This is a genomic window from Kribbella lupini (assembly GCF_039529595.1).
GTDB classification, from domain to species: Bacteria; Actinomycetota; Actinomycetes; order Propionibacteriales; family Kribbellaceae; genus Kribbella; species Kribbella lupini.
Genome location: NZ_BAAANC010000001.1, coordinates 2,233,066 through 2,258,882, shown reverse-complemented (window position 1 = coordinate 2,258,882; position 25,817 = coordinate 2,233,066). Strand labels below are relative to the sequence as shown.

The following is a 25,817-nucleotide window of genomic DNA, read 5'->3' as shown; positions in this document are numbered from 1 at the left end:
GGCGGGGAGCTACTTGGACTCCAGCTGCTTGAGGCTGAAGCGGGGTTCGAGGCCGATCTCGTGGTGGAGGAGACGGCGGTAGCTGTCGTAGACACGACGGGCCTCGACGACGTTGCCCTCGTGGAGGTGGACCTGGGCGAGGGTGCGCTGGGCGCTCTCGCGCAGGGGTTCGACCCGTACGGCGGCCAGCGCCGGTTCGACCGCCTCGGGCGCGCGGTCTTCTTCGATCAGGCGGGTGGACAGGGCTTCCAGGCCGTGCAGCATGCGTTGACGGACGCGTTCGCGGTCGAAGACGACCCACTCGTCCTGCCAGCCGGGCAGCAGTTCGAAGACCTCGCGATCCGCGTGCCACCAGCGGAGGTCCTCGGTGGTGGCGGAGCCGTCGATCAGCCGCCCGGCCCAGGCACACGCGTCCTGCACGTCGACGCGGATCGCGGGGTCCAGGACGACCGCGCTGCGGTTGGCGGTCAGCAGTCCCAGGCCGCTGGATCGCAAACGCCACAAGGCGGTTCGCAGCCTGGACGACGCCAGGCGGTCCGACAGGTCCGGCCACAGGGTCCGCGCGATGATGCGGCGGTCCATCCGGCGCCGGCGCAGCGAGACGAGGGCGAGCAGACGCTGGGAGACCTCGGGCGCGTCCCACGTCTCCCCGCCGTACGTGACGACGGGCCCGTCGAACAGGCACACCGTCACTGGATGTGCTCCGTGGGACGTAGCGGTACCTAGCACGGTGGCTCCCCCCTGCCACACCTCGGGCAACTGCCCGAGGTACCCCCGCAGGGAATTACTGACCTCGTCAGTATCGCGCCGGGGTCGGCCGGTCGCAATGGCCGGTCGACCCCGTCGTCAGCGCGTCGTCAGTGGTTCTCGTACGCCGTCTTGGCGCGCTGCGCCATCGGTCGGCGTTCCGCGAACACCGCCTGGACGGCGGGATCGGCGCGCGGCAGCTTGTCGCGGTTCGCGTCGAGCACCGATCCGGGCGTCTCGAAGGTGTAGACGACCTCGTCGCTCGCGGCGTCGACCGTCACGGCCGGGTTCGTCACGACGGTCTCGACCCCGGCGTAGCCGGTCCGCAGCTCGGTCACCAGGTAGTCGATCTGGGCGTCCAGGTCGAACAGGATGCCGGTGCCCGCGGGCCGGTTGCCGTACCGGTGCGCGAACAGTCCACGCCGGCGCGGTCCCCAGGTCCACTGGGCCAGGCCGACGCCAGGCTTCAGCGGTCCTTGCTTGGCCGCGTCGTCGCGGTTCATCACCTCGGCCGGCTCCCAGTCCCGCGACTTGCCGGCGAAGTCCAGGGATCGCATCGGCGTCAGCAGGGCGCTGCCCTCGAGCCGGCTCGGGACGACCTCCGACTCCGCGGTCAGGTTGCCGACGATGCCGGCCGCGCCGTTGACCGGGTAGCCGTAGCCGTCGACCAGCCGGGCGACGACGTACCGGAGCCGCTCGGTCGACGAGACCGACGGCCAGTCGATGATCGGGCCGCGGGCGGTGACGTGCGGGATCAGCGCCTGCGCCCGTGGGTCGGCGGCCGTGACGGCGGGATCCACGCAGAGCAGCGGGTCGGCGTTCTCCGACGGCGAGACGATGTGGCGTCCGCAGAAGATCGCTCCGGCGACGAGCCGGGCGTTCGCGGCCGGGTCCGCCGTGAGCCGGTCGATGCCGACCACCCCGCGGGCCTGCCAGGACTCGACCCAGGTCCACTCCTCGTTGCTGAGCGGACCGGTCTCGTCGAGCGATCTGGCCGCGGGCAGGCCGAGGCCCGAGGTGGTGGCCCGGCCCGGCTCACCGAACCGGCGGAAGGCCCAGTCGAGATCGCCGGCCGCCATCATCCGCTGCAGGCCGGAGACGTGCTGCGGATTGGCCTCGGCCTCGAAGATCAGCGCGTACACGGCGGCGTAGTTGTCGACCAGCCGCGACTGCAGGACCTCGTCGACCGGTCGTCCGTCCCGCAGCAGCTGCCGGATGCTCGGCGCGCGATACGGGTGGTCGACCATCCCCGCGTCGATCGCGTCGCCGGTCCAGTGGATGTGCGCGGTCGGCGGCGTCTCGGCGAGGATCTGCGTGTCGAGCTGGTCGCGCCGCTGGGCGAGCAGCCCGCCGACCCACGCCCGCGCGTCCCGGAAGCAGCGGTCGAGCTCGTCGAGCAGGTGGTCCGGGTGGATCGTTGCGTTGCGCAACGACCGGGCCAGGTGCCAGCCGGCGTCCTCGGCGATCAGGTCGTTGATCGGGTCGCGGCCGAAGACGTCCCACAGCTCGAGGTGCCACAGCTCGTAGGCGACGAACAGGTCGCGGATGCGTTCCTCGGACCAGTCGTGGTACTTCACGCCGGTGGCCCAGTGCATCAGCTGGCTCTCGTTGATGTCGTTGCCTCCGGCAAGATCCGGGTCGAGCGCCGCGGTCGACCGGGCGGCGCAGTCCAGCGCGTCGACGTCGTGCCGGCCGAGCAGGAACGGCCCGTCGACATGGTCCAGCTCGCGCCGGTTCGCCACGGTCAGTACGGCGGTCGCGGCGCCGACGTCGTCGAGCAGGCCGGCCAGGCCCGGTACGTCGGACAAGCCGGGTACGCGGATGCTGTTGAGGGCCGGTGTCATCTGCTCCCAGCGGTCCGGCGTACCGCAGATCGTCGTCACCACGCCTGAGGTGTTCTGCGCGCCGATCCGGGCGATCGCCTCGAGGCCGGTGAGTGGTGACGGGTCTGCGAGGTAGCGATCCAGGTAGCGCGAGCGCAGCACCTGGACGAAGCGGTCGGTGTCGGCGAAGTGCCTGGCGGCCGTCGCCTTGACCTGGGCCCGGACCCGGATCAGCTCCAGCATCCCGCGGACGTCGGTGTCGAGGTCCTGTGCGCGCACCAGTCCCAGTGGGGCGACGCCGTTGGCCCCGACGGCGAGCCGGGCCTGGATCGCGGCGCAGACCGCCGTGGCGATCGTGTCGAGGAAGGCCGGGTTCGTGGCCGACCCGGCGCGGGTGCTGTTGGTAAGGTCGCAGATCTCCAGCAGCGCGACGTTGGTCGTGGCGGCGTGCCGGTCCCGGACGACCACGCCGAGGTCGGCCGCGAGGACGCCGCCGGCCGTCGTACCGATGGCCGCGGTGATGGATCGGTGCAGCTCCTGGGCCAGCAGGCGATCGCCGTCGGTCGACTGGCGGCTGACGAACACCTCGGTCGAGTCGTACGACGGATCGGGGTGGCCGTTGAAGTGCAGGGAGACGAAGTAGTCCGCTTCGACCATGCGGGCGAACCCGGCCCGGCTGCCCAGCGACAAGTTGGTGTCGCTGTCGCGGGTGAGCAGCACGGTCGCCGAGCGGCCCAACCGGTCGCGGACGCGGCGGGCCAGGTCCAGCGTCGCGGCCTTCTCGGAGACGCCCGCGCCGAACACGTGGTCCGCGGTGGAACCGGCCACGTCCTGACTGCCCCCGTGCCCGGGGTCGATGACGACGATGGGGTGGGTCAGGGTGGGCATGATGTCTCCTTCTCGGTCGGCTCAGGTGCGTGGGGGAGCCGGGGTCGACGCCGGGTTCGCGGCCGGGTTCGGGGTGGCGGCCTGGATCTGGCCGATGACGCCGGAGTCGGCGAACCGCTCCAGCGGGAACACGTCGCTCTCGAACTTCAGGTCGAGCTCGCCGGACAGGTCGACGGCGACGTTGATGTCGTCACTGGCCACCTGCTTGGCGGTCTGGACGTACGCGACGCTGGTGCGCTGGGAGGCGTTGCCGAACCCGAACCAGCCGGCCGCCGCCTGGTTCTCGTGCTTGAAGTCGAACTGGGTGGCGTTCTCGGCCTGCCCGGTGTCGTGGGCGTCGATGTGGAAGTCGAGCTTGGCGCGGACCCGGCCGCTGGTGACGACGATCCGGTTGATGCCCATCAGCACCATCGTCGACAGCACCTGGTGGCGGTTCTGGGCGAGCTGGCGGCGGGCGGCCGGGACCAGGACCTGCTCGACGGTGTCCTCGTCGATCCGGGTGTCCGGCGGGACGCCGAGGTCGGTCTGCAGGTCCGGGGCGGGCAGGTCGTCGGCTCCTTCGCGGAGCTTCGCCTGCGGGCTCTGGCCGGAGGTGTCGACGGCGATGTGGCCGGGGTACTTCGAGGCCAGGTAGTCGCGGGCCTGGTTGTCGGTGATGTTGTCGGCCATGAACTGGTCGACGGTCTTCGCGACGTTGGCCAGCAGTTCGCCGTACGCCTCCATCTGCTGGATCGAGGCGTTCACGATCGCGTTGAAGGTGCCGCGGATGAGGTCGGAGACGAAGCGCGGGAAGTCGATCGCGCCGAGCGTCTCCTCGGTGATCCGCGCGACCTGGTCGACGGCGCGAGGGGCGAACGCGGTGTTCTCGTTGGCCGCGGCGCGGGCCCAGGGAGTGCTAGCGCGGCGGGTCTGGCGGCGCAGGACGGGGGTTTGACCGAGCCGTTGGGCCTGGCCGAAGCCGTCGTGGAGGAGAGCGGTGCTGTACGACGCGACCTTGGCGAGGTCGTGCTCGAGGTTCTCGCGGAGCTCGGGGGAGATCTGGTAGTACGCCGGGCTGCTGCGCAGCAGGGCCTGGACCTGCGGGACGACGAGGTCCTCGACGGCGTGCGAAACCTGGACACCGTCGGGATCGGGTGGAGTGGCGAAGGGGCCCGGCAGGGCGCGGGTGGTCATGCGGCAGCCTCCGCCCCTTCGGCGACGAGGGTGGGGCTCGCCGTGGGGGCGGGCGTGGGTGTCGGGGTGGGTGTGGGTGTCGGGGTGGGTGTGGGTGTCGGGGTGGGTGTGGGTGTCGGGGTGGGTGTGGGTGTCGTGGTGGGTGTCGGGGTTGGGTCGGGCGTGGGTGTCGGGGTTGGCGTGGGCGTGGGCTTCGCGGTGGGCGTCGGGGTGAGAGCGGGCGTCGGAGTGGGAGTGGGAGTTGCGGGCGGCGCAGGAGTGGCGGGGGGAGCGGGCGTGGCGGGCGCCGGAGTGGGCAGCGCCGGGACCTGTGGGGCGGTCGGGGCCGGGCGCAGGGGTGCGATGGCGGGGGCTTCGGTGCGGGTGATCGGCGTCCGGGGTGCGATGTCCGAACCCCAGGAGGGTTCGTTGGCGGTGGGGACGGCGGTGTTGCCGCGGATGGTGTCGACCTGGGCGCCGGGGGCGAAGCGTTCGAGCGGGATGGCGTCGGCGCGGAAGTGGATCTCGACCTCGCCGGTCAGGTCGGCGGCGACGTTGAGCTCGCTGAGCGACTGCGACCGGCTCGACGTCACGTAGCCGACCGACATCGTCGCGGCGACCGACCACGGGCCGAAGCCGACCGAGCCGGACGCCCCGGTGTGGAAGTCGAAGTCGGAGGCATGCTGCTGGGCGGCCCGGTCGGTGGTGTCGATGTGGAAGTCCATCGACGCCCGGATCTTGCCGGCGGTGACGAGGATCCGGTTCATCCCCATCAGCACCAGCGTCGACAAGGTCTGCAGCCGGTTCTGCGCGAGCTTGCGACGAGCGGCGGGCAGCAGGACCGACTCGTAGGCGTCCTCGTCGCCGGGGGAGACGTCGTCGGTCAGCAGCAGCGATTCACGCCACGACGGCGCCGGCGCGTCCTCGGCGCCGTCCTGGGCGACGAGGACCGGAGGCCTGTCGTCGGAGAGCCGGATCTGCGCGGGGTACGTGGCGACCAGCCAGTCGCGGGCCTGGTTGTCGGTGATGTTGTCGGCCATGAACTGGTCGACGGTCTTGCTCACGTTCTCGAGCAGCCTGGTGTAGGCCTCCATCTGCTGGATCGAGCTGTCGACGATCGCGGTGAACGTGCCGCGGATCAGATCGGCCACGAAGTCCGGGAACGAGATCGCCCGCAACGTCGCCTCGGTCACCCGTGCGATCTGGTCAGCGGCAGCCGGCGCGAAGTCCTCAGAAGCAGCCAGTACTCGTGCGCCTTCGCGCGCCGGATCAGCCAGTACTCGCGCGCTTCCGCGTGCCGGGCGTTCCACTCGTGCGCTTTCCCGCGCCGGGCGTTCCACCAGGACCGGCGTCTGGCCGAGCTGCCGGCTGGTGGCCCAGTCGTCGCGGACGCACTCGGCGGCGTACCCGGCGATCTTGCTCAGGTTGTGCTCGAGCGAGATCCGGTCCGGGTCGGGCAGGTCCCGGAAGGCGGCCGAACCGTCGAGCAGCGCGCGCACCTCCCGGCGGACCAGATCCCGCGTGACGCCCAACGGGTGCAGCCCATCGGCACCCGGCGCCACGTCGTACGGCGCCGGAAGCGGTACGGTCGGCCGCCGCTCGGTCAGCTCGCCGTGGCCGGCCATCTCACGCGGCCCAGGTCTGTTCGAGCCCCGCGTGCAGCAACCAGGTCGCGGCCGCGTCGCGGACCTGCTGCGGCGGTACGCCGTCCGGCGTACCGGTCCACGCGATCACCACCTGACCGCTCTGCCCCTGCCCGACCAGCCCTTCGATGTCCGGCTGCTCGTTCGGCTCCCAGGTCGCGCGCACCACGTCCCACGGCGACCGCCCGCGCACGAGGGCGACGATGCCCGGATGACTGATCACCTCGACCGATCGGCGCACCTGCTCGGTGATCCGCCGTCCGGCGACCAGCGTCGCGCCGTACTGGCGAAGGGCCAGGTTCTCGCGCAACCTCTCAACGGTCCGGGTGATCTGGCTGCGGAGGTGGCTCGGCGGCGGCCGGTTCCAACTCTCGGCTTCGTCGTACGCCGTGATCGCCGAGCACAGGTCGCTCAAGAGCTGCGGGAAGTCGCGGTTGACCAGCTCCGAGGACGCACCGGACGCCGTCCCGAAGACCCGCGCGAAGAGCTGCTGCCGCGCCACAGCAGGCAGCCATTCCCGAGCAGCCGACGCGATCTGTTCCAGCAGCTCGGCCGCTTCGACCGAGGTGAGGTCGAGCGACGCCCGGTTCGCGACCAGCAGTTCGACGGCCACGAGAAGCCCGGTCTGCTCCAGCTCGGCGGTCAGGTAGAGACCGGCCAGCGCATCGAGGGCGGCCGCGTCGATGTCCGAGGTCCCCGGTCCGACCAACGGCGGTACGTCGAGCCGGAACGGATCCTCGCCGGCGACCACCGCGGGCGCGGCGAACCGCACCGCGCGGTCGGCGGTGAGCACCGAGACGGCGAGATCCAGCGTCATCAGGGCGCGGCCGGTTCTCGCGGCTGGGTGGTCGGCAGGCTCGGCTCCTGCAGGCCGAGCAGGGTCGTCATGCTGTCGAGCGGATAGGTCTCGGTCTTGAACCGCACGCTCACGTCACCGGTCAGCTTCGCCTTCAGCTCGATCGCGGCCTCGGACTCGTCGGTGCGGGACGTGGCCACGTTGACCCGGGTCTTGGACTCGCTGGTCCACGACGGTGAGAACCACCCGGAGAACATGCCGCTGCGCGAGTTGGACTTGTTCCGGTAGTCGTACTCGGTCGCCTGGGTGGCGGTCTGGGCGACCCGGTCGGTGGTGTCGAGCTGGAAGATCACCGCCGCCTTGATGGTGCCGTCGGTGACGACCAGCCGGTTGATGCCCATCATGACCATCATCAGCAGCATCCGCTGCCGGTCGATCGCCATCTGCTGGCGGGCGGCCGGCACCAGGACTTCCTCGGTGACGTCCTCGTCGAGCGAGTCGACCGGGAAGTCGAGCCCGAGGTCCTTGAAGAAGTCCGGCATCTCGCTCTCGTCGGCGTCCTCGCGCGGCACCACCTTCGGCTGGTCGCCGGCGATGTCGACCTGGAGGTGCTCGGGGTAGCGGTCGGCCAGGTAGTCGCGCGCCTGGTTCGGCGTGACGTTGTCCTTCATGTACTCGTTGACGCTCTTCGAGACGTTCTTGACCAGCTCCGCGAAGGCCTCCATCTGCTGGATCGTCGCGTCCACGATGGCCTGGAAGACGCCCTGGATGAGCCCGGACACGAAGCCCGGGAAGTCCACCGAGGCGACCAGCCCGGCCAGCACGTCGGCGCCGGCCTGCGCCGCGACCCCACCGCCCTGGTCGCCGAACTTCTGACCGGCCGTGTCGACCGGTGGCGCGTCCGCCAGCGCTCGCGGCGCGTCCTGGGCAACAGCGGCAGCCAGCGGTACGCCGTACGTCTCACCGCCCGCGTCGGCGAGGTACTGGCCGATGTTGACCATGTCGTGGGCCAGGTCGCGCCGCTTCTGCTCGGGCAGCGCCTTGAACGTCGGGCTCTGCTCGAGGACCTCCCGCACCTCCTGCCGGACCAGGGGGATCGTCGGTCGCGCGGCGGCCTGGACCACGGTGGTCATGGCCGCGGGTCCCAGGGCGACGAGCTCCGCCGGACACCGGCCGCGACCGGTACGGCCTCGACGGGCGCGACTTCGACCTCCGCTTCGCCGACCACGCTGGGCCGCATCTGGATCGCGAGCCGCGGCCCGAGATCAGGCCGTACGACGACCGACAGCACCGACAACTCGCCGGGAGACACACAGCCCGACGGCGTCATCGCGGTGACCCAGTGCTCGAGGGCCGCCAGCCCCTGCGGCCGCTCGACGAGTTGCAGCTGCAGCAGCGAGGCCACGTTCGGCGGGATGTCCGGAATCGCTTCGAGGTCGACGTCGAGACGCAGCTCCATCCCGGCCGGCGCAGGCCGCAGGCACAGCAGCGTCGTCGACGGCGGCAGCACGAAGCGTGCACCGAGCACGAACGCCAGCGCGTTCACCAGCCGGGCGTGCTGCCGGCCGAGCCCGAAGCGGTCCATCAGCGGACGCAGGTCCGCCAACCGCAACGCGCCGTCGACCGCGAAGACCAGCTCCTGGCTGCCGTAGCTGCGCCCGCACCGTACGGTCGTGAACGCCGGGCGCAACGCGGGCATCGCGTCCAAGGCGGCCGTGACCGTCTCGTGGATCGGGCCGGCCAGCGAGTCGGTGGTCTGCGGACCCCACGCGTAGGTCACCTGGCTCTCGCGGACCCCGCCCTCGTCGAAGGACGAGGTGAACCACGCGTCGTCACTGCCGTAGCGCAGGGGCTCGCTGCGGCCGTCGAGCCACGACAGCGCCTGCGCCCCGAAGCTGCCGCCGACCACCTGGCGCATCGCCTGGGTCGTCCCGGTGACCCGGGAGGCCGGATCGGCGTACGGGTCGCTCGGACTGAGGTCGAGCGACAGCGACCGGGGACTGCGCTCGGCGAACCGGGTCTCGAACACGTGCGGGCGACGGTACGCCGCCGCGCCCGCGGGCAGCGACAGCGACTCGTCCAGATAGTTGCCGAGGACATCCACCGGGTCGGCGGTCCGCAGCGACCGGGCCGCCGACGTCAACAGCCTCCGCGCGCCGCGGGAGGCGGGCTCGCTGGTCACCATCTGGTCGTCACCCCGTCGTCAGTTCGCGCCGAAGAGCTGGTTCAGCTGGTCGGCGGTCGGCATCTGCCCGGAGCCGACCATCTGCATCAGCTGGTCCCGGACCACGGTGGAGTCGCTGCCCGAGAAGCCGCCCATGGCAGGCAACGAGTTGCTCGACCGCACCTCGCGCGGCTGGGCCGCGTCGAACCGCTGCGAGTCGGTGACCGCGCTCGCGGCCAGCCAGTTCTCCACGTGCCCGAGCAGCCGCTGGTACTCGGCCCGCGAGAAGACCGCGCGCCCGCCGTTCTGCTCGGCGGTGGGGAACAGCGGCATGCTGATCCGGTTCGCCGCGATGTCCAGCGACTTCGAGGCCAGCAGGTCGATGATCTCCTTGCCGGTGCTGGCCAGCGTCAGCTCCTTGCTGATGTTCGGCGAGCGGCCGGTGCTCATCGCGTTCACCCGTTCGACGACCTGCCACGGGCCGGGGGCGGCGTACGCCTTCTGCACCTCCGGGTGCTCGATGATTTCCACGCACTGGCGGATGTGGTTGCCGATCCGCTGGGCCGCGAACTGCGTGTACGCCCAGCCGTGCAACGACGCGTACCCGAGCAGGTCCCGCGCGGTCTTGCGGACGCCCGCGTCCTGCGGCTGCGGCTTGCGCCGGTCGCGTTCGGCGCCGATCAGGTACTCGCTGAGGAACGTGGCCCGCTCCCGCTCGGACACGGCCGAGCAGAACCGCAGCAGGTAGTCGTCGAGCTCCTTGATCCGGTCGTACTGGATCTGCCGCGCGGCCGGGTCCAGCCGGTCCCGGGCCTCCCAGACGTACGGGTCGTAGAGCCGCCCGGCCGCCCCGTTGATCGGCAGCACGCCGTCGCTCCAGTCCTGCGCGCTCTGGTCGACCGCCGACATCAGGCCGGCCCGGTCGAGGTGCATCGCGGCCCCGATCATCGAGCAGGCCCTGATGTTGGACGGCTCGTACACGCCCTGCGAGCTGTCCTCGGTGACGATGTCGGGCAGTTCCAGCGAGTCGTACGACGGGGTCTGGCCGACGAAGCCGTCGAAGGCCGACCGGACCTTGGCCGCCAGGTTGTCGTCGACCGGTCCGCGCTCGATCACCGCGTCCGAGACCGCGGCGAGCTCCTGGACGGTGGCGCCCTCGTCGCCCTTGATCGCGGCGATCTCCTCGGCGATCTCGACGTACACGTCGAGGTAGCGGATCCGCCGGCCGTTCTGGGCGGCCAGCCGGAAGGTGGCCATCGTCTCGGCCAGCGTGTAGCCCTCGTCGAACTGCTCGACGAACGCGTCGTCGAAACCGGGGCTGCCCGGGTCGAAGTAGCTGTCGCGGATCAGCGCGCCGGTTACGTAGGCGCGGTGCGCCTTCGCGGTCGGCGTCCCGAGGTCGACGTCGCGGTCGCGGAACAGGCGCTTGACCGCCTTGGTGTACTTCTCGGCGTCGAAGGTGTCGGGAAGCCCGCGCTCGTCGATCGTGAAGTCGTCAGCGGGGTTGTTGTCGTCGGCCATGCTCGTGCTGTCCTTCCCTGGGTCGTCTGCCCGGCCGAGCTGCACCCGTACGGCGGACAGCAGCTGGTCGTTGGTGAGCTCGTCGGTGCCGAGCGCGGCCGGCAGGCCGCTCTCGCCCGTCGTCCGGGCGACGGCGTCGTGACCGAGGACGGTCACCAGCCGCTCGCGCAGGGAACGGGGATTCGTGCCGACCGGATCCGTCACGTCCTTGCGGACGCGGCTGAGCTGCTGCCGCTCCGCGGGGGACAGCGTCGGCCACAGACCGGCGATCCATCGCCGCAGGTCGTCGAACGCCGGGTCCTGGTCCAGGCCGGGCCCGTCCTGGACCGACAGGTCGCTGTCCGGGAACAGCGTCCGGAACGCGAGGTGGGCCAGGCGTTCCTCGGGGGTCAGGTCGGTCATGGTCGGTCTCCTTGCGGATGGCTCAGCTGCTGGTCCAACAGGGCGAGAGCGGCGGCGACGTCGAGGACGCCGGCGCCGACCTCGTCCGGTGGCGAGTGGCTGCGTTGCGCGGACCCGGTGAGCAGGGACTTCACGTCGTCCGCGCCGAGCGTCCTGCCCTGGCGGCGGGCGTGGGCGAGGAGCAGCGCGGCGGCACCGGCGACGAACGGTGCCGCGTGCGAGGTACCGGAGGCGCGCCGGTAGCCGCGGCGGCCGACGCCGACGATGCGTTCGCCGGGCGCCGACAGCGCCAGGTGGCCGCCGTACGTGCTGAAGGTGGAGCGGGTACGGTCGGGGCCGACCGAGCCGACGCTGATCACGTTCGGATCGGCGGCCGGGTAGTAGTTCTCCTCCAGCCCGGAGTTCCCGGCCGCGGCGACGAGGACGCAGCCGTTGCTGCGGGCATAGGCCAGTACGGCGCGGTGCGGGATCGCGTCGCCGGGCTCGAGACCGGTGGCCGGCGTACCGAAGCTCATGTTCAGGACGTCCGCGCCGAGATCGACCGCGACCTTGAGGCCGACGTCGATGTCGGAGATCGCGCCGATCCCGGTGACGGCGGGCTCGCCGTCGACGGTGGCCGCGGCCAGGACGCGCACCGGTAGCAGCATCGACCGGCCACCGACGCCGCGGGGGAGTTGCCAGCCCTGCGCCCCGATCACGCCGGCGACGTGGCTGCCGTGGCCGAGGTCGTCCATCGGCGCGAAGTCGAGCCCGGTGCTGTCGCCGAGCAGCGTGGCCTCGGTGCTGACCGGCCGGGTGCCGAGGTCGACGACGTCGTACCCGCTGAGCAGTTTGCGCTGGAGCTCGGAGTGGCCGAGCGAGACGCCGGAGTCGACCACCGCGACGACCACGCGCTCGTCACCGGGCTCGACGGCGTGGGCTTCCTCGCTGCGCACCATGGCGTACGGCGCGAGCACGTCCTCGCGGGTCAGCGGAGCGTCGACCGCGACCGTGCTGGTGAGCGCGAGGCGGTCCGTGCAGACGTTCTCGACGATGCCGAGGTCGCGGGCGCTGTCGAGGACGCGGTCCGTCTGGGACGGGTCGGCGAGCTCCAGCCGGTACGTGCGGGACAGGCCGAGCTGCTCCTCGAGGTCGTCGTACCCGGTGGACCTCGTGCCGACCCGGCCGAGGTTGCGCCGCGAGTGGTAGACCGCCGTCGCCCGGAACGCTCCGCCGTACGACGACAGCAGCCGGTCGAGGCGGCCGCCAGTGAGCCGAACCGACGGACGGGCCGCACCGACCAGGACGTCGAGCTGCGCGGGCACGTACTCGCGCCCCTCGCCGGCCGCGAGGGTCAGCAGGAGAAATCCGGTCCGGCGGTGGTCGATCACGACGGCCCCCGATCGGCCTGCAGTCCGTTGACCTGTGCGGTTTCCGGCCTGAGCTGGAAGGCGAGCGCGACGCCGTCGCCGAGTTCCAGCTCGAGTCGGCCCGAGGCTTCGAGATGACCGAGGTCGATCACCGCGTGGTCGTCGGTCGCGGCAACGATCGGTACGCCGATGCCGTCGAGCCGGGCGGAGCCGCCGTCGGTCAGCGCGCCGAGGTTGCGCCCGTCGAGCCGCAACCGCCTGGTACCGGCCGGGACTCGGACCTCCTGCTCGGTGTTCGGCGGGACAGGCTCGGTCGGCGGCCGTTCCGGCGCGACCTGACGCACGCTCGGACTGCCCGCTTGCAGCGCCGCGCGCAGCCGGTTGACCGGCACGTCGGCGAAGCGGGCCAGGGCGCCTTCGCCCGAAGAGGAGTTGAGCTTGCGCAGCTGGTCGGCGTTGCGGACGCCGAGGCGTTCGAGCTGGCGCTGCTCCTGCGGGGCCAGGCCGAGCTCGTCGAGCGAGGGGCTCTTGGCGTCGCTGAGGTTGACCGTGTTCTCCTCGATCATCGGGCGGGTGATCGTGGTGAACCCGATCGAGACTGTGCTCGCGCCGGTCTCGCTCGGCCCCGAGCTGCGGAACCGGACCTGCCCGTCGTCGCTCAGCTCGACGAAGACCTGCAGGCTGAGCGAGAAGTCCCGGATCGCGTACGTCAGCGGCCGGTTCACGGCCTTGAGCGCCAGCGAGTCCTGCGTGCGGTCGAGCTGCGCGGTCAGTGCCTCGAGGAAGTCCTGTACGGCGTACGTGCTGTCACCCGCCATCGCGCACCGCCTCGACGCTCAGCCGGGACATCGCCACCGGCGGCTGGAAGCCCGCGATCCACCGCGAGTGCGGCACCCGGGCGTGCAGGCGGGGGCCGTCCGGACCGGGCAGCATCGTCACCTCGAGCGGCACCAGCAGGTCGGCCCGGTCGATGCGCAGACCACCACCCGGCGGGGGACTGATCGCCTCGACCAGTGCCGTCAGGGTCCGGTGCAGCTCGGGCGCGCTCATGACCGGGGCGCCCAGGGATCGAACGGCTCGGCGGCGACGGCCGGGCGCGTGGCCGCGACGGACTGCGGTGCCGGGCTCACGGGGACGGCGGTGACGGACTGCGGTGCCGGGCTGACGGGGACGGCGGTGACGGACTGCGGTGCCGGGCTGACGGGGACGGCGGTGACGGACTGCGGCGCCACAGCGGCCGACTGCGGTGCGGGAGTCGCCGGCGCGGTGCCGTCGACGGGCGCGGGCTGGACCGGCGGGGGCGGGATCGCCGGAACGGTCGCGTGCTGGTTGATCAGCTGGATCGCGTTCGAGTCCGCGAACCGTTCCAGCGGCAGGAAGTCGCTGCTGAACACGACCTTCACCTCACCGGTGAGGTCGGTCCGCACGTTGATGTCGCTCTGGGCGTTGATGTTCGCGGTGTTGACCATGATGCCGTTGCCGGAGAACGTCGAGCGGCCCGACGTACCGGCCATCGTGCCCATGCTGGTCTGCGTCGAGTCGAACTTCAGCGCCATCGTCTCGGCGGCGTCGATGTGGAACTGGAGCTTGGCGTTGATCTCGCCGGTGTCGACGACGATCCGGTTGAGCCCGAGCAGCACCATCGTGGCCAGGGTCTGGTGCCGCTGCTCCGCGATGGTCTTGCGCGCCGCCGGCACCAGCACCTCGTCGACCGAGACCGGGTCGATCTGGGCGGGGTTGTCGAAGCCGAGGTCGGTGAAGAACGTCGGCAGGGTCGCGGTCGGATTGCTGAGGTCCACCTCCAGCGTGGGCGACGTCCCGCTGACGTCCTTGTAGAGCACGCCGGGGTAGCGCTCGGCCAGGTAGTCGCGGGCGGAGTCCTCGGTGACGTTGTCCTGCATGTAGTCGTCGACCGTCTTCGCGACCTCCTGCAGCAAGGTCGCGTAGGCCTCCAGCTGCTGGATGGTGGCGTCGACGATGGCCTGGAAGGTGCCCTTGATCAGCGCCCCCACGAAGGACGGGAAGTCGATGGCGTTCAGCGTCGCGCGGGCGACCTCGCCGACCCGGCCGACCGTTCCGCCGCCGCCCGGCGCGGGCGAGCCGCCTGGTGCGAGCGAGCCGCCCGGAGCCGGCGCCGTACCGGTTCCCTGGCGGGGGAGCGGCGCGCCGGCGAGCCCCCGGGCCGCCGCACCGACGTACCCGCCGATCTGGCCGAGCGATCGCAGGACCTCCGTGCGCGTCCGGTCCGGCAGCCGGTGGAAAGCGGGCGCCGCGTGCAGGGCGTCCACCACCGCGCCGACCACCGCGCGCGGGTCGCTCTCGGAGGGGACCGGTTGGCTCACGGCACCAGCACCGCGCTCTGGAAGGTGTCCGGTACGGCGGCGTCGCCGACCAGGCGGACGATCCGGTCACCCCAGGGCTGCCCGGTCGCCCGGGTGCCCAGGCCGGCGATCGACCGTTGGTAGTCGAGCAACGGCACCGGCGAAACGCCGCCGGCTGCCACGAGTGCCTGCAGCATCCCGGTGAGCGCGGCGTGCGTGAGCGGACCGAACTGGTCGTCGACGAGCAGATCGGGCTGCGACCGCTGGAACGCCTCGACGCTGTCCGCACCGATCGCCCGCAGCGCTTCCTGCACCAGCTGCGGCGTCTGCAGCGCGCCGATCGACTCGACCACCCAGGTCATCGCGTTCACGACCCCGCGGTGGGCCGCGCGGTCGAACAGGATCGCCAGCCCGCGCGGCGTGGCCAGTCCGAGGTCGCCGGCGAAGCGCAGTACCGGGTCGAGGAAGAGCCCCGAGGCCAGCTCGATCTGCGCGCCGCGGAACGGAACGTGCGTGCCCGCGGCGGTGAACCGGTCGAGCCAGGGGTCCGTCCACAGGTCGGCGCCCGCGACGGGCTGGACGCGCGTCGAACGGCCGCCGCCGGACGCTTCCGGAAGGTCCTTGCCGAGCGGGCCCGGCCGGTTCGTGACGGCGAGCAGCTCGGCCTGGTCCGGGCCGAAGGTCAGCCCGAACGTCGCCGTGTCCCGGTCGTTCATCAGCGTCAGCAACTGGCCGAGATCACCGGTGTCCTGCGAGAACGCGACGATCCCGAAGCCCAGACCGGTGTGGTAGCGCTGGTACGCCGGATGGTCGGTGCCCGCCCCGCCGGCGTACTCGGCGTCGGCGGTCGTCGCGGTGTAGAGGTCGGTGTCCGGGCCGACGTAGTACTCGATCACGGCCCGCTTGTGCTCCGGTGCGAGCACCGGTGCCGCGGCTCGCGTCACGTTGGCGACCCGCACGGACTCGTCGGCGTACGGCGAACCGGGCCAGCCGAGGTCGTCGTACTCGTCGGCGACCGGGACCGTCGAGTCCTCGCCGGACAGGTTGCGGGGCTGCGGGCGGCCGTTCGGGCTCCACTCGCCGTAGCCGTCGTCGTAGCTGCTGCCCAACCCGGAAGTCGCAGGTGGCGGTGGCGGAGCCGTAAAGGTGGGAGGCGGCGGTGGCGGGGGAGTCGGGGCAGACGGCACCGACCGGTTGCGCAGGTCGTAGCCGTCCTCGCCCTCGACCCGGTCGGCCGCGCGGAGGTCCGGGGCCGGCGCAGGCGGTACGTCGTACGCGCGGACGCGGGTGCGGCCGAGGGCGAGCGAGGCGCTGCGGGCCGACGGCCTCAGCATGCTCAGCGGTACGCCGAGGCTGTCGGTCGCGGTGTGGCCGCGGAAGCCGGGCATCATCGGGACCCCGGCGGCGGCCGTCGCGAGCACCTCGGGGGGCGCGGCCGGGACCGGACCGCTGCCGTTCGGGTCGGCGTACCCGACGACCGTGTAGAAGACCTGCGCGCCGCCCGGATTGGCCTGGGCGAACGCGCTGATCGTGTTCACCGGAGCGATGTACCGGCCGTAGGCGTCGGCGGAACTGGTCAGGCCGTCCTGACGCGAGGCGTAGAAGTTGCCCGTCGTGCGCAGCGGAGCGTTCTGCGGAAGGAAGAGTGCCGCGGACGTGGTCAGCAGCACCTCGAAGAACGGCGAGCCGGCGGGATCCACGGCCAGCGTGAGACTGGGGAACGCGTTGCTGAGGGCGCGAGTGGTCGCCCGCACTGTCGGCGCGGACGTGCTCGTGCTCGTGGCGAAGCCCTGAGCCGGCGCGACCGGTGCCGGGACCACGAGCAGCGCGGCGATGTCGATCTTGCCCGGGTCCCAGTGCGTGTTCTGCGGGACGTGCTGATGGCCGACCCAGCCGGTCGAGGCGGCCCACTGGTCGAGCGACAGCCGCGTCGTACCGTTCACGCCGTACGACGCGTCGCCGTCGAAGACGTGGTTGGCGACGTTGGCGATGCCGGCGTTCATCTCCGCCCAGCGCATCCACTCGCCGAGCGCCCGGAACTTGTCCGCGTCGGCGGTCGCCATCGTCGCGCTGTCCTTCGCGAAGCCGATGACCTCGATCTGGATCGCGCCGAACCGGTTGGTCTCCGGGTCGCCGGCCGGATTCGCCAGCGCCCGCGCGGCGACGGTGATCGGGTAGTGCTGCCACAGCTGGACCGAGCCGCCGTTGCGGCCGACGGTGAAGTGCGGGGGATCCGGGTACGCCGGCAGGTTGTTGCCCTCGGTCGTGTGCAGCACGCCGCGCCGCGTCGTGGTCGTGTAGCTGCCACCGATCGCGGTCTGCTGCACGTTCCGGATCGCCGTCGGGTGCCAGCCGCCGGAGAGCGCGTCCCCGGCGTACGCGTCGGCCGCCGTCCGCGTCCCGCCGCCGACCTCGCCGTCGCAACCGATGCCGGCCGACAGCTGGAACGCCTTGACCGCTTGGTCCGTCGCGGCGTCGAACGTGCCGGTCGGGCTGGTCAGCGCGATCAGGAACCCCTTGCCGATCAGCCACCGCTGCAGCTCGGTGACGCCGTCGCCGGTCGATCCCGTCCTCAGCGTTCCGGTACCAAAGGTCATGGCTGCCTCCAGATCATCGATGGCCGGCGGCGACCTGGCGCGGACCGCCGGCCCGGATCGGCGCGATCAGGGCCTCGAGGTGCACCGACGGAAGGATTCCCAGCTCGGTGAACAGCAGCGCCCGAAAGCGTTCGTACTGACGCAGCGCCTCCGCGTCGTTCGCTTCCGCGAGATGGGCCCGGACCAGGACCCGGTGAGCGCTCTCGCGCAGCGGCTCGGCGGCGACGGCCGCCAGCCCGGTCTCGATCGCCGCCGCGACCCGGCCGGAGTCGAGCAGCCGCGTGCTGAGCGCTTCGAGCGCGTGCAGCCGCAACTGCCGCAGGCGCTCGCGATGCTCGGTGACCCAGGGCTCGTACCAGTCCGTCAGCAGATCCCCGGCGGTCAGCAGCTGAGTGGCCGACTCGGTCGGCCGGATCTCGCTACCGGCCAGGATGTCCTGGGCGACCTGCTCGGCGAGGCGCGCGTCGACCACCACGTGCGGGTCGAGCTGAAGGCGACCACCGGGGCATCCGACGAGGTCGGCACCGGCTCGTCGTACGTGCCACATCGCCGAGCGCAGATTGCCTTGCGCACGGCCCTCCTCGACGTCCGGCCAGAGGCTGTACGCCACGTGTCCGCGGCTCGTCGCCGTACCGGAGAGCGCGAGGAAGGCGAGCAGCCGGCGCGCACCGCTGGACAACGCGAGGCTGCCGCCGGGAAGGACGAGCTCGAAGCTGTGCAGCAACCGGAGTCGGGGCGCCGCGGTTTCGCCGGACGGAGCGCCGGGTAACCGGGACTCGACGGCGTCGTGCACCAGTACGGCGGGCGCGAGCTGCATGTCCTCACGATGACGTGGCGGCATCACCTCGGCGTTCCGCGACCGTCACCAGCGCGTCGCTGCGCCGTCCCGCGAGCATCACCGAGGTGGTCAGGGTCGAGTCAGGGCCGTCTCCGGGGACCGGTCGGGCCGTGCCTCGATGGCTGGGATCGTCCGAGCTGGTTGAGTAGTCGTCGTGGGGCCGCACCTGGAGCGGCCTGGAACTGTGGAGGACGCAAGCATGATCGGATTCATCGTGGCCGGCTTGATCATCGGCGCGCTGGCTCGCCTGTTCACGCCCGGCAAGCAGAAGCTCGGCCTGCTCTGGACGCTGCTGCTCGGCCTGGCCGGCTCGGTGATCGGCGGCGTCATCGCCAACATTCTCGGCACCGGCGGAATCTTCGAGCTCAACGTGCTCGGCTTCGTCGTGGCCGTCATCGCCTCGGTGATGCTGGTCGGTACGGCGGAAGGCCTCGCAGCCCGCAGCAAGCGCTGAGCCCGGCAACAGGGTGCGCCGACCATGCTTCGGCGCACCCTGTCCTCATTGCTGAGGCAGCACGGTGGTGGCCACGATCGCGTTGTTGACGATGGTGGCCGTAATCGTCCGCGTGACCGCCTCGGCCGCCGCGCCGGCCCCCCAGTTGCCCTGCTCGAACTCCTTGGCCCGGGCGATCACCGCGGAGTCCCACGGGATCTCGCGGTGGAACTGCGGAAGCGTGCCGCTGCCCGAGATCAGGGCGGCCAACGCGGCCACGCGGGCGGTCGGTTCCACGCCGTCGACCAGCGCCTCCCGGACCGAGGCGAGGAGTTCGGCCCGTCGCCCGTTCCGGCCCTCCTTGAGTGCCTTGGTGGTGAACACAATCAGCGTCTTGCGCTCGACTCGTTCGAGATCGCCTCGTTCGACCAGCCGCTCGAGCAGCGGCCCTCGCAGCGCCGGACCGATGGCCGCGAGCACGGTCTGAACGCGGCGCGGCTTCTCGGCGATGTAGTCCCAGGCCGATCGCAGACTGGGATCGGCGGGAGAGTTGTCGCCGACGGTCTCCAGCTTGCTGCCGGACTGCTGGGCCATGGTCACGTGCTCCTGCAGGGCGAGGTCGGCGAGCACTGCGCCGCCCAGTGCGTAGTACAGGGTGTTCTCGCCGGCGATGGTGCCGGAGCTCGGCTGGAAGAGCAGGAGGAGCAGGTCCTCGGCCAGAGTCGGAGCTTCTGGATGAGACATGGTTGTCCTTTCAGGGACTCAGCGGCGTGGTTCCCACTGGAAGTACTTCAGGGCGAGGGCGGCCGACACAACCACCCACGCCAGGGTCGGGGCGACCAGTACGAGGACATCGGCTGCTGGTACGCCGCCGTCCCAGGCGCGGGTGAGCAGTTCGGTGGCGGCACCTCCGGGCAGGGCACGCTTGAGCACGGTGAGTTCTTCACTGCCGGTGATCGCGACCCAGTTGACGATCGCGATCACGCCCAGGCTGATCGGAAGCGTCGTCACCTGCGCGTGCTCGGGGGAGCGGGTGACGCCGGCGGTCGCGAGTCCGAGGCCGATCATCATGGCGAGGACGAGCAGCGAGCCGACCACGATCAGGACCAGGTCGCTGGGCCTTCCGGTCACCACGGCGAGGACGACCAGGACCACGATCGTCTGGATCGCGGCCAGGACGGTCGCCGGCAGCACCATGCCGACCAGGATCCCGGCGTCGCTCGCCGAGGTGGACCGCAGACGCTTGAGGAACAGGTTCTGCCGCCGCCCGGCCAGCGAGGTGACCGCGCTGCCGTAGAGGCCGAAGGCCGCGATGGTGAACACGACGAGGGCGGCGATGAACCCCTGCCCGACGGACGCGAAGATCTCGCGGCGCCAGACGAAGAACACGCTCGCGGCCACCGGCATGAAGAATCCGGTGACGAGCACTGATCGGTTGCGGAAGATCTGAGCGAGTTCGCTCCGGGCGATGTCGAGCATGTCGATCCTTGTCTGGGTGAGGAGCCGGTCAGCCGCGGTCGATCGACCGGAAGATGTCGTCGAGCCGGGTCGGACCGGCCTCGAGCTCGGTCAGGGCCACCGAGCCGTCGTAGGCCCAGTTGAGCAACGTCCGGAGGTCCGCCTCGAGCCCGTAGGTCTCGACGTGGTGGTGCCCGCGGTCGTCGCGGGTGGTTCTCAACGGGGGCGGCGGAGCCTGGTCGGGCAGCCGGAAGGAGATGACGGCCGGAAGCGTGCTGGTGAGCTCCAGCACGGTTCCCTCGCGGTAGAACGTGCCCTTGTGCATCAGGCCGATCCGGTCGGCGCGCTGCTGAGCCTCTTCGAGGTAGTGCGTGGTCAGTACGACGGTCGAGCCGTCCTCGCGCAGCCGGTCGACGGCGTCCCACAGCGCGTCGCGGGACTGGATGTCCAGCCCGGTGGTCGGTTCGTCGAGGAAGACGAGCTCCGGTGCGCCGTACACGGCGGTGGCGAAGTCCAGCCGCCGCTTCTCGCCGCCCGACAGCTGGGACACCCTGGTCGTTGCCTTGTGCATCAGATCGACGACCGACAGCACCCGCTCGACGTCGTCGGTACGCCGGGACAGGCGACCGATCAGCTGCACGGTCTCGCGGACCGTGAGGTCGGGGGAGAAGCCGCTCTCCTGCAGCATGATGCCCATCCGGGGCCGGGTCGCGGACCGGTTCCGTGGGCTGCTGCCGAAGACGCGGACCGATCCCGAGGTGGCGGCGCGATGGCCCTCGATCACCTCCAGCGTGGAGGTCTTGCCCGCTCCGTTGGTCCCGAGCAGGGCGTACAGCTCGCCCTGGCGAACCTCGAACGACAGGTCGCGGACGGCGTGGAAGTCGCCGTAGGCGAGGTTGAGCTCTTCGACTTCGATCACTGCGGTGGAGGCCATGCCTCCATCTCAGTCGATCGGTGCCTTCGGCCACAGTGTCGCCGTGTCACCACCGGCCGTGAGATGGGTCAGGGTCCGGGGGTGACACCACGTCACTACAGCCAGTCGTGCTCGCGGGCGTAGCGGGCGGCCTCGTGCCGGCTCTTGGCCTGCGTCTTGCGCATGGCGTTGGACAGGTAGTTCCGAACGGTGCCCTCGGCAAGGAACAGCCGGGTCGCGATGTCGGCCACGGCGTACCCCTCGCTGGTCAGCCGCAGCGCGTCGACCTCCCGGTCGGTCAGCGGGTTGTCGTCGACCACGGCTCGCGCCGAGACCTCCGGATCGATCCAGCGCTTGCCCTCGTGCAGCAGTCCGATCACGGACGCGATGTGGGCCGGCTCGGCGGCCTTGCTGACGAAGCCCTGCACACCGAGCTTCAGAGCGCGCCGCAGCACGCCCGGCTTCGCGTGCCGCGTCAGCATCAGCACCGTTTGGTCCGGACGGGTCTGCCGGATCGTGGCGACGGCGGCCAGGCCGTCGGTGCCCGGCATCTCCAGATCGATGACCAGTACGTCGGGACGCTCGCGCAACGTCACCTTCGCCGCTTCCGCGCCGTCCGACGCCTCGGCGATCACCTGGATCTCGGCCTCCATCGGCAGCAGCTTCGCCAGCGCCTTGCGCAGCAGCACCTCGTCGTCGGCCAGCACGATCGTGATCATCGCGACGACCCGTCACCGAAGACCACGGCCGTCCGGAACCTGTCGCCGTGCTGCTCCGCGACCAGGGTCCCACCGGCGTCCACGACCCGCTCGCGCAAGCCGGCCAAACCGCGCAGCTCGGGGACCCGGTCGCCGTCGGCGCCGTCGTTGGTGATCACCAGGCCGGTCGTCCCCAGCTGGATCTTGACCTCCCGCGCCTGCGCGTGGCGCAGGATGTTGGTGGTCGTCTCCCGCAGCACCTGGCTCAGGGGGTCGCTCCATCCGGGGTCGGGTTCGCCGTCGCGCTCGACCGCGACCTCGGCACCGGCCGCTTCGAGCAGGTTCTTCGCGTTCTCCAGCTCGGCCTGGAGGTTGAGCCGTCGCTGCCCGTAGGCCAGCGCCTTGGTCTGACCGATCGTGTCCACGACCAGCGCGTGGATCTCCCGCAGCTCCTGCTCGGCCTGTGCGGCGTCCGAGCGCAGGATCTTCTGGGCGAGCGCCACCTTCAGCTTCACCACGTGCAAGGTGTGTCCCTGGATGTCGTGCAGGTCGCCGGCGAAGCGGACCCGCTCGCGCATCACCGCCAGCTCGGCCTCCCGCTCGCGGGTCTCCTCCAGGTCCCGTACGACGTCGTAGAAGTTGCGGTTGGGAAACCTCAGCCCGACCACGACGGCGGTGATCGCCGCCGGGACGAGGACGAACCTGATCAGGTCGCCGCGGAACTCCTCCGGTGCGATCCACAGCTTGGTCGAACCCACCGCGGCGACGAAGACGACCAGTCCGGCGGCCGCGGCGAGCTGGTGCCGCCGCAGATCCGGTACGACGAGCGGACCCACGATCAGGAGTCCGATGAACGATCCGCTGCTGTCGCCGACCGTCGCACCGAACAGCCAGACGCCGCTCGCGACGACCAGGCACGGTACGGCGACCGTCATCAGCCTGCCGTCGACCCAGCGAACGAAGGCCACCAGACCGGCCACCACTCCGGCACCCAGAACGACGGCGTGCCACCAGTTCCGCGCGTCCAGAGCGACGTGCAGTACGCCGCTGGCGGCGACCAGCGGCAGCAGCCGGTACAGGTTGAGCCGCCGGAGCGTCGCCTTCGATCCGTTCGGGTTGTGCTCAGACGTCAAGGTGCCCGCAATCTCCGTGCCGTGCCGTGCCGTGCCGTGCCGGACCGGTCGTTGACGTCAGTATCTCGTCGTTGCGAAAGGCGAACCAGTGACGTGGTGTCACAAGTGCCGGGGAATCACGGCCTGGTGCCGAAGGGACCGAGCGAGTTGAGGTCGAGTCGGAGCGACTCGGCCATCGCCCACGCGTTCGGCAGCGTGAAGACGTCGGCGCCGCCGAGGCGGTCCTTCCAGCGGGGTACGAGGTCGTCGGTCGTGGCTGCGGCGACGGCGTCGAGGTACGCACGGAAGACGGCCCACACGTTGCTGGTGTCGATCGCGGCCATCGTGCTGGGCAGGTCGACGCTGGACAGGGCGGCTTCGGCGGTGGCGCGCAGGTCGGCCAGGTACTCGACCTGCACCCGCACGTCCTCCGGCGTACCGGGACGGGTGACGTGGCCGCTGACCAGGTGGTCGAAGTCGTACTGGAGGGCCTTCTCGGTGACGTGCATGGTGCCCGGGACGAAGGCGGACAGGGCGAGGTTGGAGAATGGGACCCACCCGGGGAAGATGACGTCGACGAGCATCAGCACGCGCTGGTTGGGCAGGTGGATGAAGCTGTTGCCCTCGGCGTGGTTGGGACCGGGGTAGGCGAGCTCGAAGGTGTGGTCGCCGGCGTCGATGGTGAGGGTGTCGTCGAAGACGTCGGTCGGCAGCGGCCGGTCGGGGTCGGCCAGGAGCTCGAGCCGGTGCGCGGTGGCGCGCTGGGCGTAGCGGCGGGCGGAGTCGGGGAAGATCGACATCGCTCCGCAGTGGTCGGAGTGGTGGTGGCTGTAGATGACGTGGGTGACCGGTTGGGTGGTGACCCGGCCGATGGCGCGCAGGATGTTGTGGCCGAGGGTCGGCGGCGCGTCGACCGCGACGACGCCGTCATCCGTGACGGCGAACATCGACTGGTAGCTGCCGTCGCCGAGCCAGAAGACGCCGTCGGCCAGTTCCTCCATCGCGTAGCCCTCGGCCGTGACCTCGGGTCCCTTCGCGATCTCGGGAACCGGGGCGGTCGGTCGTTCCCTGCGCAGCCTGGCGTCCTCGGCGAACGTCGGTACGGCGCTCTGGGTGCTCTGCATCGTGGTCGACATGGCTTCCTCCCAGTGGTTGTCGGATGCCCCGAGCCTCGTCCGCCCAGTGGGCCGCTCGCGCCCGTGAACTCCCTGGTCCTTGGCACGGGCCCGTGTCTGGGGTGCGTCTCACGCTTGCGGTGTGAGGTACTCGGCGCGGGGGAGCAGAAGGTCCGTCACCGACGCGGTTGTTACCCTCAGGGCGATACTGCGAGGAGGCCGTCATAGAGTCCCGGGCACTGCACGACCCGCTCGCCGGCCGCGTCGCGCTCGGAGTCGCCGGCTTCTCGTTCGACCCCCGTGACCGCTCCGCCGACCTCGCCACGATCCGCGCCGGCCTCGCCGCGGGCACCGGCATCCTCGACACCGCACGGGCGTACGCCCACGTCGACGACCCGTTCTACGGCGAGCAACTCGCCGCGGACGCCGCCCGCGGCACTGACGTGGTCGTCGGCACGAAGGGCGGCCACTCCCGCACCGGACCCACCACCTGGGACGCCGACCTCAGCGCACCCCGCGTCCGCGCCGACGTCGAGTCCAGCCTGCGCATCTTCGGAACCCTGGACCTCTACTACCTGCACCGGGTCGACCTCGCCGAACAGCCGGTAGAAGAAGGCGTTTCAGCCCTCGCGGCACTACGCGACGAGGGCAAGGTCGCCCGCATCGGCCTGTCCAACGTCACCGTCACCGACCTCGAACGCGCGGCAGCAGTCACAGCGATCGACGCCGTCCAGGACAAGCACACCGCGATGGGCCGCGAGTCGGCCGACGTACTGGCCTGGTGCGAAGCCAACAACGTCCCGTTCTTCGCCTACTCACCCCTTCGCCACCCAGCCCCCGCCCCACACCTCACAGCCCAGGCCCACGACCGCGGCGTCTCCCTCCAACGCCTGCAACTCAAGGCCCTCCTCCAGTCGTCCCCGGTCCTGTCCGTCGTCTCCGGCGCCACCAGGCCCGCAACAATCCTCGACTCCCTCGCCGCGGAGTCAGAACCCTGGGACAAGGACCTCGCCACCGCCTACACGAACGACCTGCAGTTCACACCCTGACCGGCTCGGTGCGGTTTCGGGTGGCGTAGTCGAGCGCCGCGAACAATGCGGTGAGCGCCAGCAGAATCAACGTCGGGTAAAGGCAGACCGACAGCGAAACGCCGGTGATGACGCCGGCCGGCCAGAGTTTCCACCACAGGATCGACAATCCGGCCGGAACCACGAACGCTCCGACGGCGGCGAACAGCAGTTCCCAGCCGGTGTCGTTGGCGCCCATCCAGGGCAGAACGTTCCACCAGTCGAAAAGGTCGACGAATGCGACCAGGCCCAGGGCAACGACCAGTGCCAGGGTTCCGAAAACGACGATCCGGTAATAGAGATTGCCCACCGAGTCCGTCGGCGACCGCTTCTGCAGCACCTCGGTCCGCCCTGACATCTGCCCCGAGGGAGGAAGGTGCTGGCCCGTGCGCGGGAACAGCCAGTTACATGTTTGGCACCGACGTCAGGTCGGACCGGAAGCGCGCCGCCGGTTCGCGGCCGAAGTCGTCGTCACTCGGTACGAGAATCCGCAGCTCGGAATCGCTGTCCCAACGCGCTTCGTACCCGATCTTGCGCTCCAGCAGGAAGGTCTCGGTCTCCCGGTTCATCCCGAACAGCCGGCTCAACCAGCTGACCTTGTGCGCGATGAAACGCTTGAGTTTGACCTGTGGTTCCGCGTCCCGGTCCGGTGCCTCGTCCCCGCTCAGGGATCCACCGTCGTAGAAACGCTTTTCCCGCACGATTCGTGCCATTTCCCCCACCCCTGATTCGCAGTAGACCGCTGCTGTGCCGAGGTGTCAATCACGAGACGGGATCAGG

24 protein-coding genes are annotated in these 25,817 nt (G+C 70.9%); 2 read left to right on the top strand and 22 right to left on the bottom strand.

Features of this window, described 5'->3' with window-relative positions; all coding sequences use genetic code 11:
• Positions 1-9: 9 nt before the first annotated feature.
• The 14 genes from ABD235_RS10310 to ABD235_RS10245 all read right to left on the bottom strand — a co-directional run bounded on the left by ABD235_RS10310 (position 10) and on the right by ABD235_RS10245 (position 18,220).
• Positions 10-693 carry an AfsR/SARP family transcriptional regulator gene (locus ABD235_RS10310; RefSeq protein WP_344172442.1) on the bottom strand — a complete coding sequence of 228 codons (684 nt, stop codon included), beginning with the start codon at positions 691-693 and terminating at the stop codon, positions 10-12.
• 164 nt (positions 694-857) lie between these two features.
• Complete coding sequence (locus ABD235_RS10305) at positions 858-3,458, bottom strand: phage tail tip lysozyme (RefSeq protein WP_344172440.1); 2,601 nt, start codon at positions 3,456-3,458, stop codon at positions 858-860.
• A gap of 21 nt (positions 3,459-3,479) precedes the next feature.
• Entirely contained in the window at positions 3,480-4,631 is a 1,152-nt protein-coding gene (locus ABD235_RS10300; protein ID WP_344172438.1) for a hypothetical protein, read from the bottom strand.
• Entirely contained in the window at positions 4,628-6,235 is a 1,608-nt protein-coding gene (locus ABD235_RS10295; RefSeq protein ID WP_344172436.1) for a hypothetical protein, read from the bottom strand. Before ABD235_RS10295 ends, ABD235_RS10300 begins: the two co-directional genes overlap by 4 nt.
• Before the next feature lies 1 nt (position 6,236).
• The gene (locus tag ABD235_RS10290) at positions 6,237-7,070 is read right to left on the bottom strand and encodes a hypothetical protein (protein WP_344172434.1); all 834 of its coding nucleotides are present in this window, start codon (positions 7,068-7,070) and stop codon (positions 6,237-6,239) included.
• A complete protein-coding gene (locus tag ABD235_RS10285) occupies positions 7,070-8,182 on the bottom strand; it encodes a hypothetical protein (RefSeq protein WP_344172432.1) in 1,113 nt (370 codons plus the stop codon). The genes ABD235_RS10290 and ABD235_RS10285 overlap by 1 nt, the downstream gene beginning before the upstream one ends.
• On the bottom strand, positions 8,179-9,234 hold the full coding sequence (locus ABD235_RS10280) for a hypothetical protein (protein WP_344172430.1): 1,056 nt from the start codon (positions 9,232-9,234) through the stop codon (positions 8,179-8,181). The genes ABD235_RS10285 and ABD235_RS10280 overlap by 4 nt, the downstream gene beginning before the upstream one ends.
• A gap of 18 nt (positions 9,235-9,252) precedes the next feature.
• Positions 9,253-11,136, bottom strand: a complete 1,884-nt coding sequence (locus tag ABD235_RS10275) for a hypothetical protein (protein ID WP_344172428.1) — start codon at positions 11,134-11,136, stop codon at positions 9,253-9,255.
• A complete protein-coding gene (locus ABD235_RS10270) occupies positions 11,133-12,506 on the bottom strand; it encodes a S8 family serine peptidase (RefSeq protein ID WP_344172426.1) in 1,374 nt (457 codons plus the stop codon). Before ABD235_RS10270 ends, ABD235_RS10275 begins: the two co-directional genes overlap by 4 nt.
• Positions 12,503-13,303 carry a hypothetical protein gene (locus tag ABD235_RS10265; protein ID WP_344172424.1) on the bottom strand — a complete coding sequence of 267 codons (801 nt, stop codon included), beginning with the start codon at positions 13,301-13,303 and terminating at the stop codon, positions 12,503-12,505. The genes ABD235_RS10270 and ABD235_RS10265 overlap by 4 nt, the downstream gene beginning before the upstream one ends.
• Positions 13,293-13,535: a hypothetical protein gene (locus ABD235_RS10260; RefSeq protein ID WP_344172422.1), complete on the bottom strand. Its 243-nt coding sequence runs from the start codon at positions 13,533-13,535 to the stop codon at positions 13,293-13,295. The genes ABD235_RS10265 and ABD235_RS10260 overlap by 11 nt, the downstream gene beginning before the upstream one ends.
• Entirely contained in the window at positions 13,532-14,827 is a 1,296-nt protein-coding gene (locus ABD235_RS10255) for a hypothetical protein (RefSeq protein ID WP_344172420.1), read from the bottom strand. The genes ABD235_RS10260 and ABD235_RS10255 overlap by 4 nt, the downstream gene beginning before the upstream one ends.
• Positions 14,824-17,403 carry a peptidoglycan-binding domain-containing protein gene (locus ABD235_RS10250; RefSeq protein ID WP_344172418.1) on the bottom strand — a complete coding sequence of 860 codons (2,580 nt, stop codon included), beginning with the start codon at positions 17,401-17,403 and terminating at the stop codon, positions 14,824-14,826. Before ABD235_RS10250 ends, ABD235_RS10255 begins: the two co-directional genes overlap by 4 nt.
• A gap of 13 nt (positions 17,404-17,416) precedes the next feature.
• Entirely contained in the window at positions 17,417-18,220 is an 804-nt protein-coding gene (locus ABD235_RS10245; RefSeq protein ID WP_344172416.1) for an AfsR/SARP family transcriptional regulator, read from the bottom strand.
• A 220-nt stretch (positions 18,221-18,440) separates the two neighbouring features.
• Here ABD235_RS10245 and ABD235_RS10240 point away from each other — a divergent pair, with 220 nt between their 5' ends.
• Positions 18,441-18,695: a GlsB/YeaQ/YmgE family stress response membrane protein gene (locus ABD235_RS10240; RefSeq protein ID WP_344172414.1), complete on the top strand. Its 255-nt coding sequence runs from the start codon at positions 18,441-18,443 to the stop codon at positions 18,693-18,695.
• A gap of 45 nt (positions 18,696-18,740) precedes the next feature.
• On the opposite strand, the gene ABD235_RS10235 is transcribed toward ABD235_RS10240, so the two are convergent.
• From ABD235_RS10235 to ABD235_RS10210, 6 genes are all read right to left on the bottom strand, one after another.
• Positions 18,741-19,418: a GOLPH3/VPS74 family protein gene (locus tag ABD235_RS10235; protein ID WP_344172412.1), complete on the bottom strand. Its 678-nt coding sequence runs from the start codon at positions 19,416-19,418 to the stop codon at positions 18,741-18,743.
• 18 nt (positions 19,419-19,436) lie between these two features.
• A complete protein-coding gene (locus ABD235_RS10230; protein ID WP_344172410.1) occupies positions 19,437-20,153 on the bottom strand; it encodes an ABC transporter permease in 717 nt (238 codons plus the stop codon).
• 28 nt (positions 20,154-20,181) lie between these two features.
• A complete protein-coding gene (locus ABD235_RS10225) occupies positions 20,182-21,066 on the bottom strand; it encodes an ABC transporter ATP-binding protein (RefSeq protein WP_344172408.1) in 885 nt (294 codons plus the stop codon).
• 95 nt (positions 21,067-21,161) lie between these two features.
• Positions 21,162-21,764 (bottom strand): response regulator, encoded by a 603-nt coding sequence (locus ABD235_RS10220; protein ID WP_344172406.1) that lies wholly within the window; start codon positions 21,762-21,764, stop codon positions 21,162-21,164.
• Positions 21,761-22,876: a sensor histidine kinase gene (locus ABD235_RS10215; RefSeq protein WP_344172404.1), complete on the bottom strand. Its 1,116-nt coding sequence runs from the start codon at positions 22,874-22,876 to the stop codon at positions 21,761-21,763. The genes ABD235_RS10220 and ABD235_RS10215 overlap by 4 nt, the downstream gene beginning before the upstream one ends.
• 116 nt (positions 22,877-22,992) lie before the next feature.
• Entirely contained in the window at positions 22,993-23,991 is a 999-nt protein-coding gene (locus tag ABD235_RS10210) for an MBL fold metallo-hydrolase (protein WP_344172402.1), read from the bottom strand.
• 167 nt (positions 23,992-24,158) lie between these two features.
• Between ABD235_RS10210 and ABD235_RS10205 the strand changes: the two genes are divergently transcribed.
• A complete protein-coding gene (locus ABD235_RS10205) occupies positions 24,159-25,019 on the top strand; it encodes an aldo/keto reductase (protein WP_344172400.1) in 861 nt (286 codons plus the stop codon).
• On the opposite strand, the gene ABD235_RS10200 is transcribed toward ABD235_RS10205, so the two are convergent.
• Both ABD235_RS10200 and ABD235_RS10195 read right to left on the bottom strand, forming a co-directional pair.
• Complete coding sequence (locus ABD235_RS10200) at positions 25,009-25,377, bottom strand: hypothetical protein (protein ID WP_344172398.1); 369 nt, start codon at positions 25,375-25,377, stop codon at positions 25,009-25,011. The two genes, ABD235_RS10205 and ABD235_RS10200, sit on opposite strands and share 11 nt — an antisense overlap.
• A gap of 64 nt (positions 25,378-25,441) precedes the next feature.
• Entirely contained in the window at positions 25,442-25,750 is a 309-nt protein-coding gene (locus ABD235_RS10195; RefSeq protein ID WP_344172396.1) for a hypothetical protein, read from the bottom strand.
• Positions 25,751-25,817 lie beyond the last annotated feature (67 nt).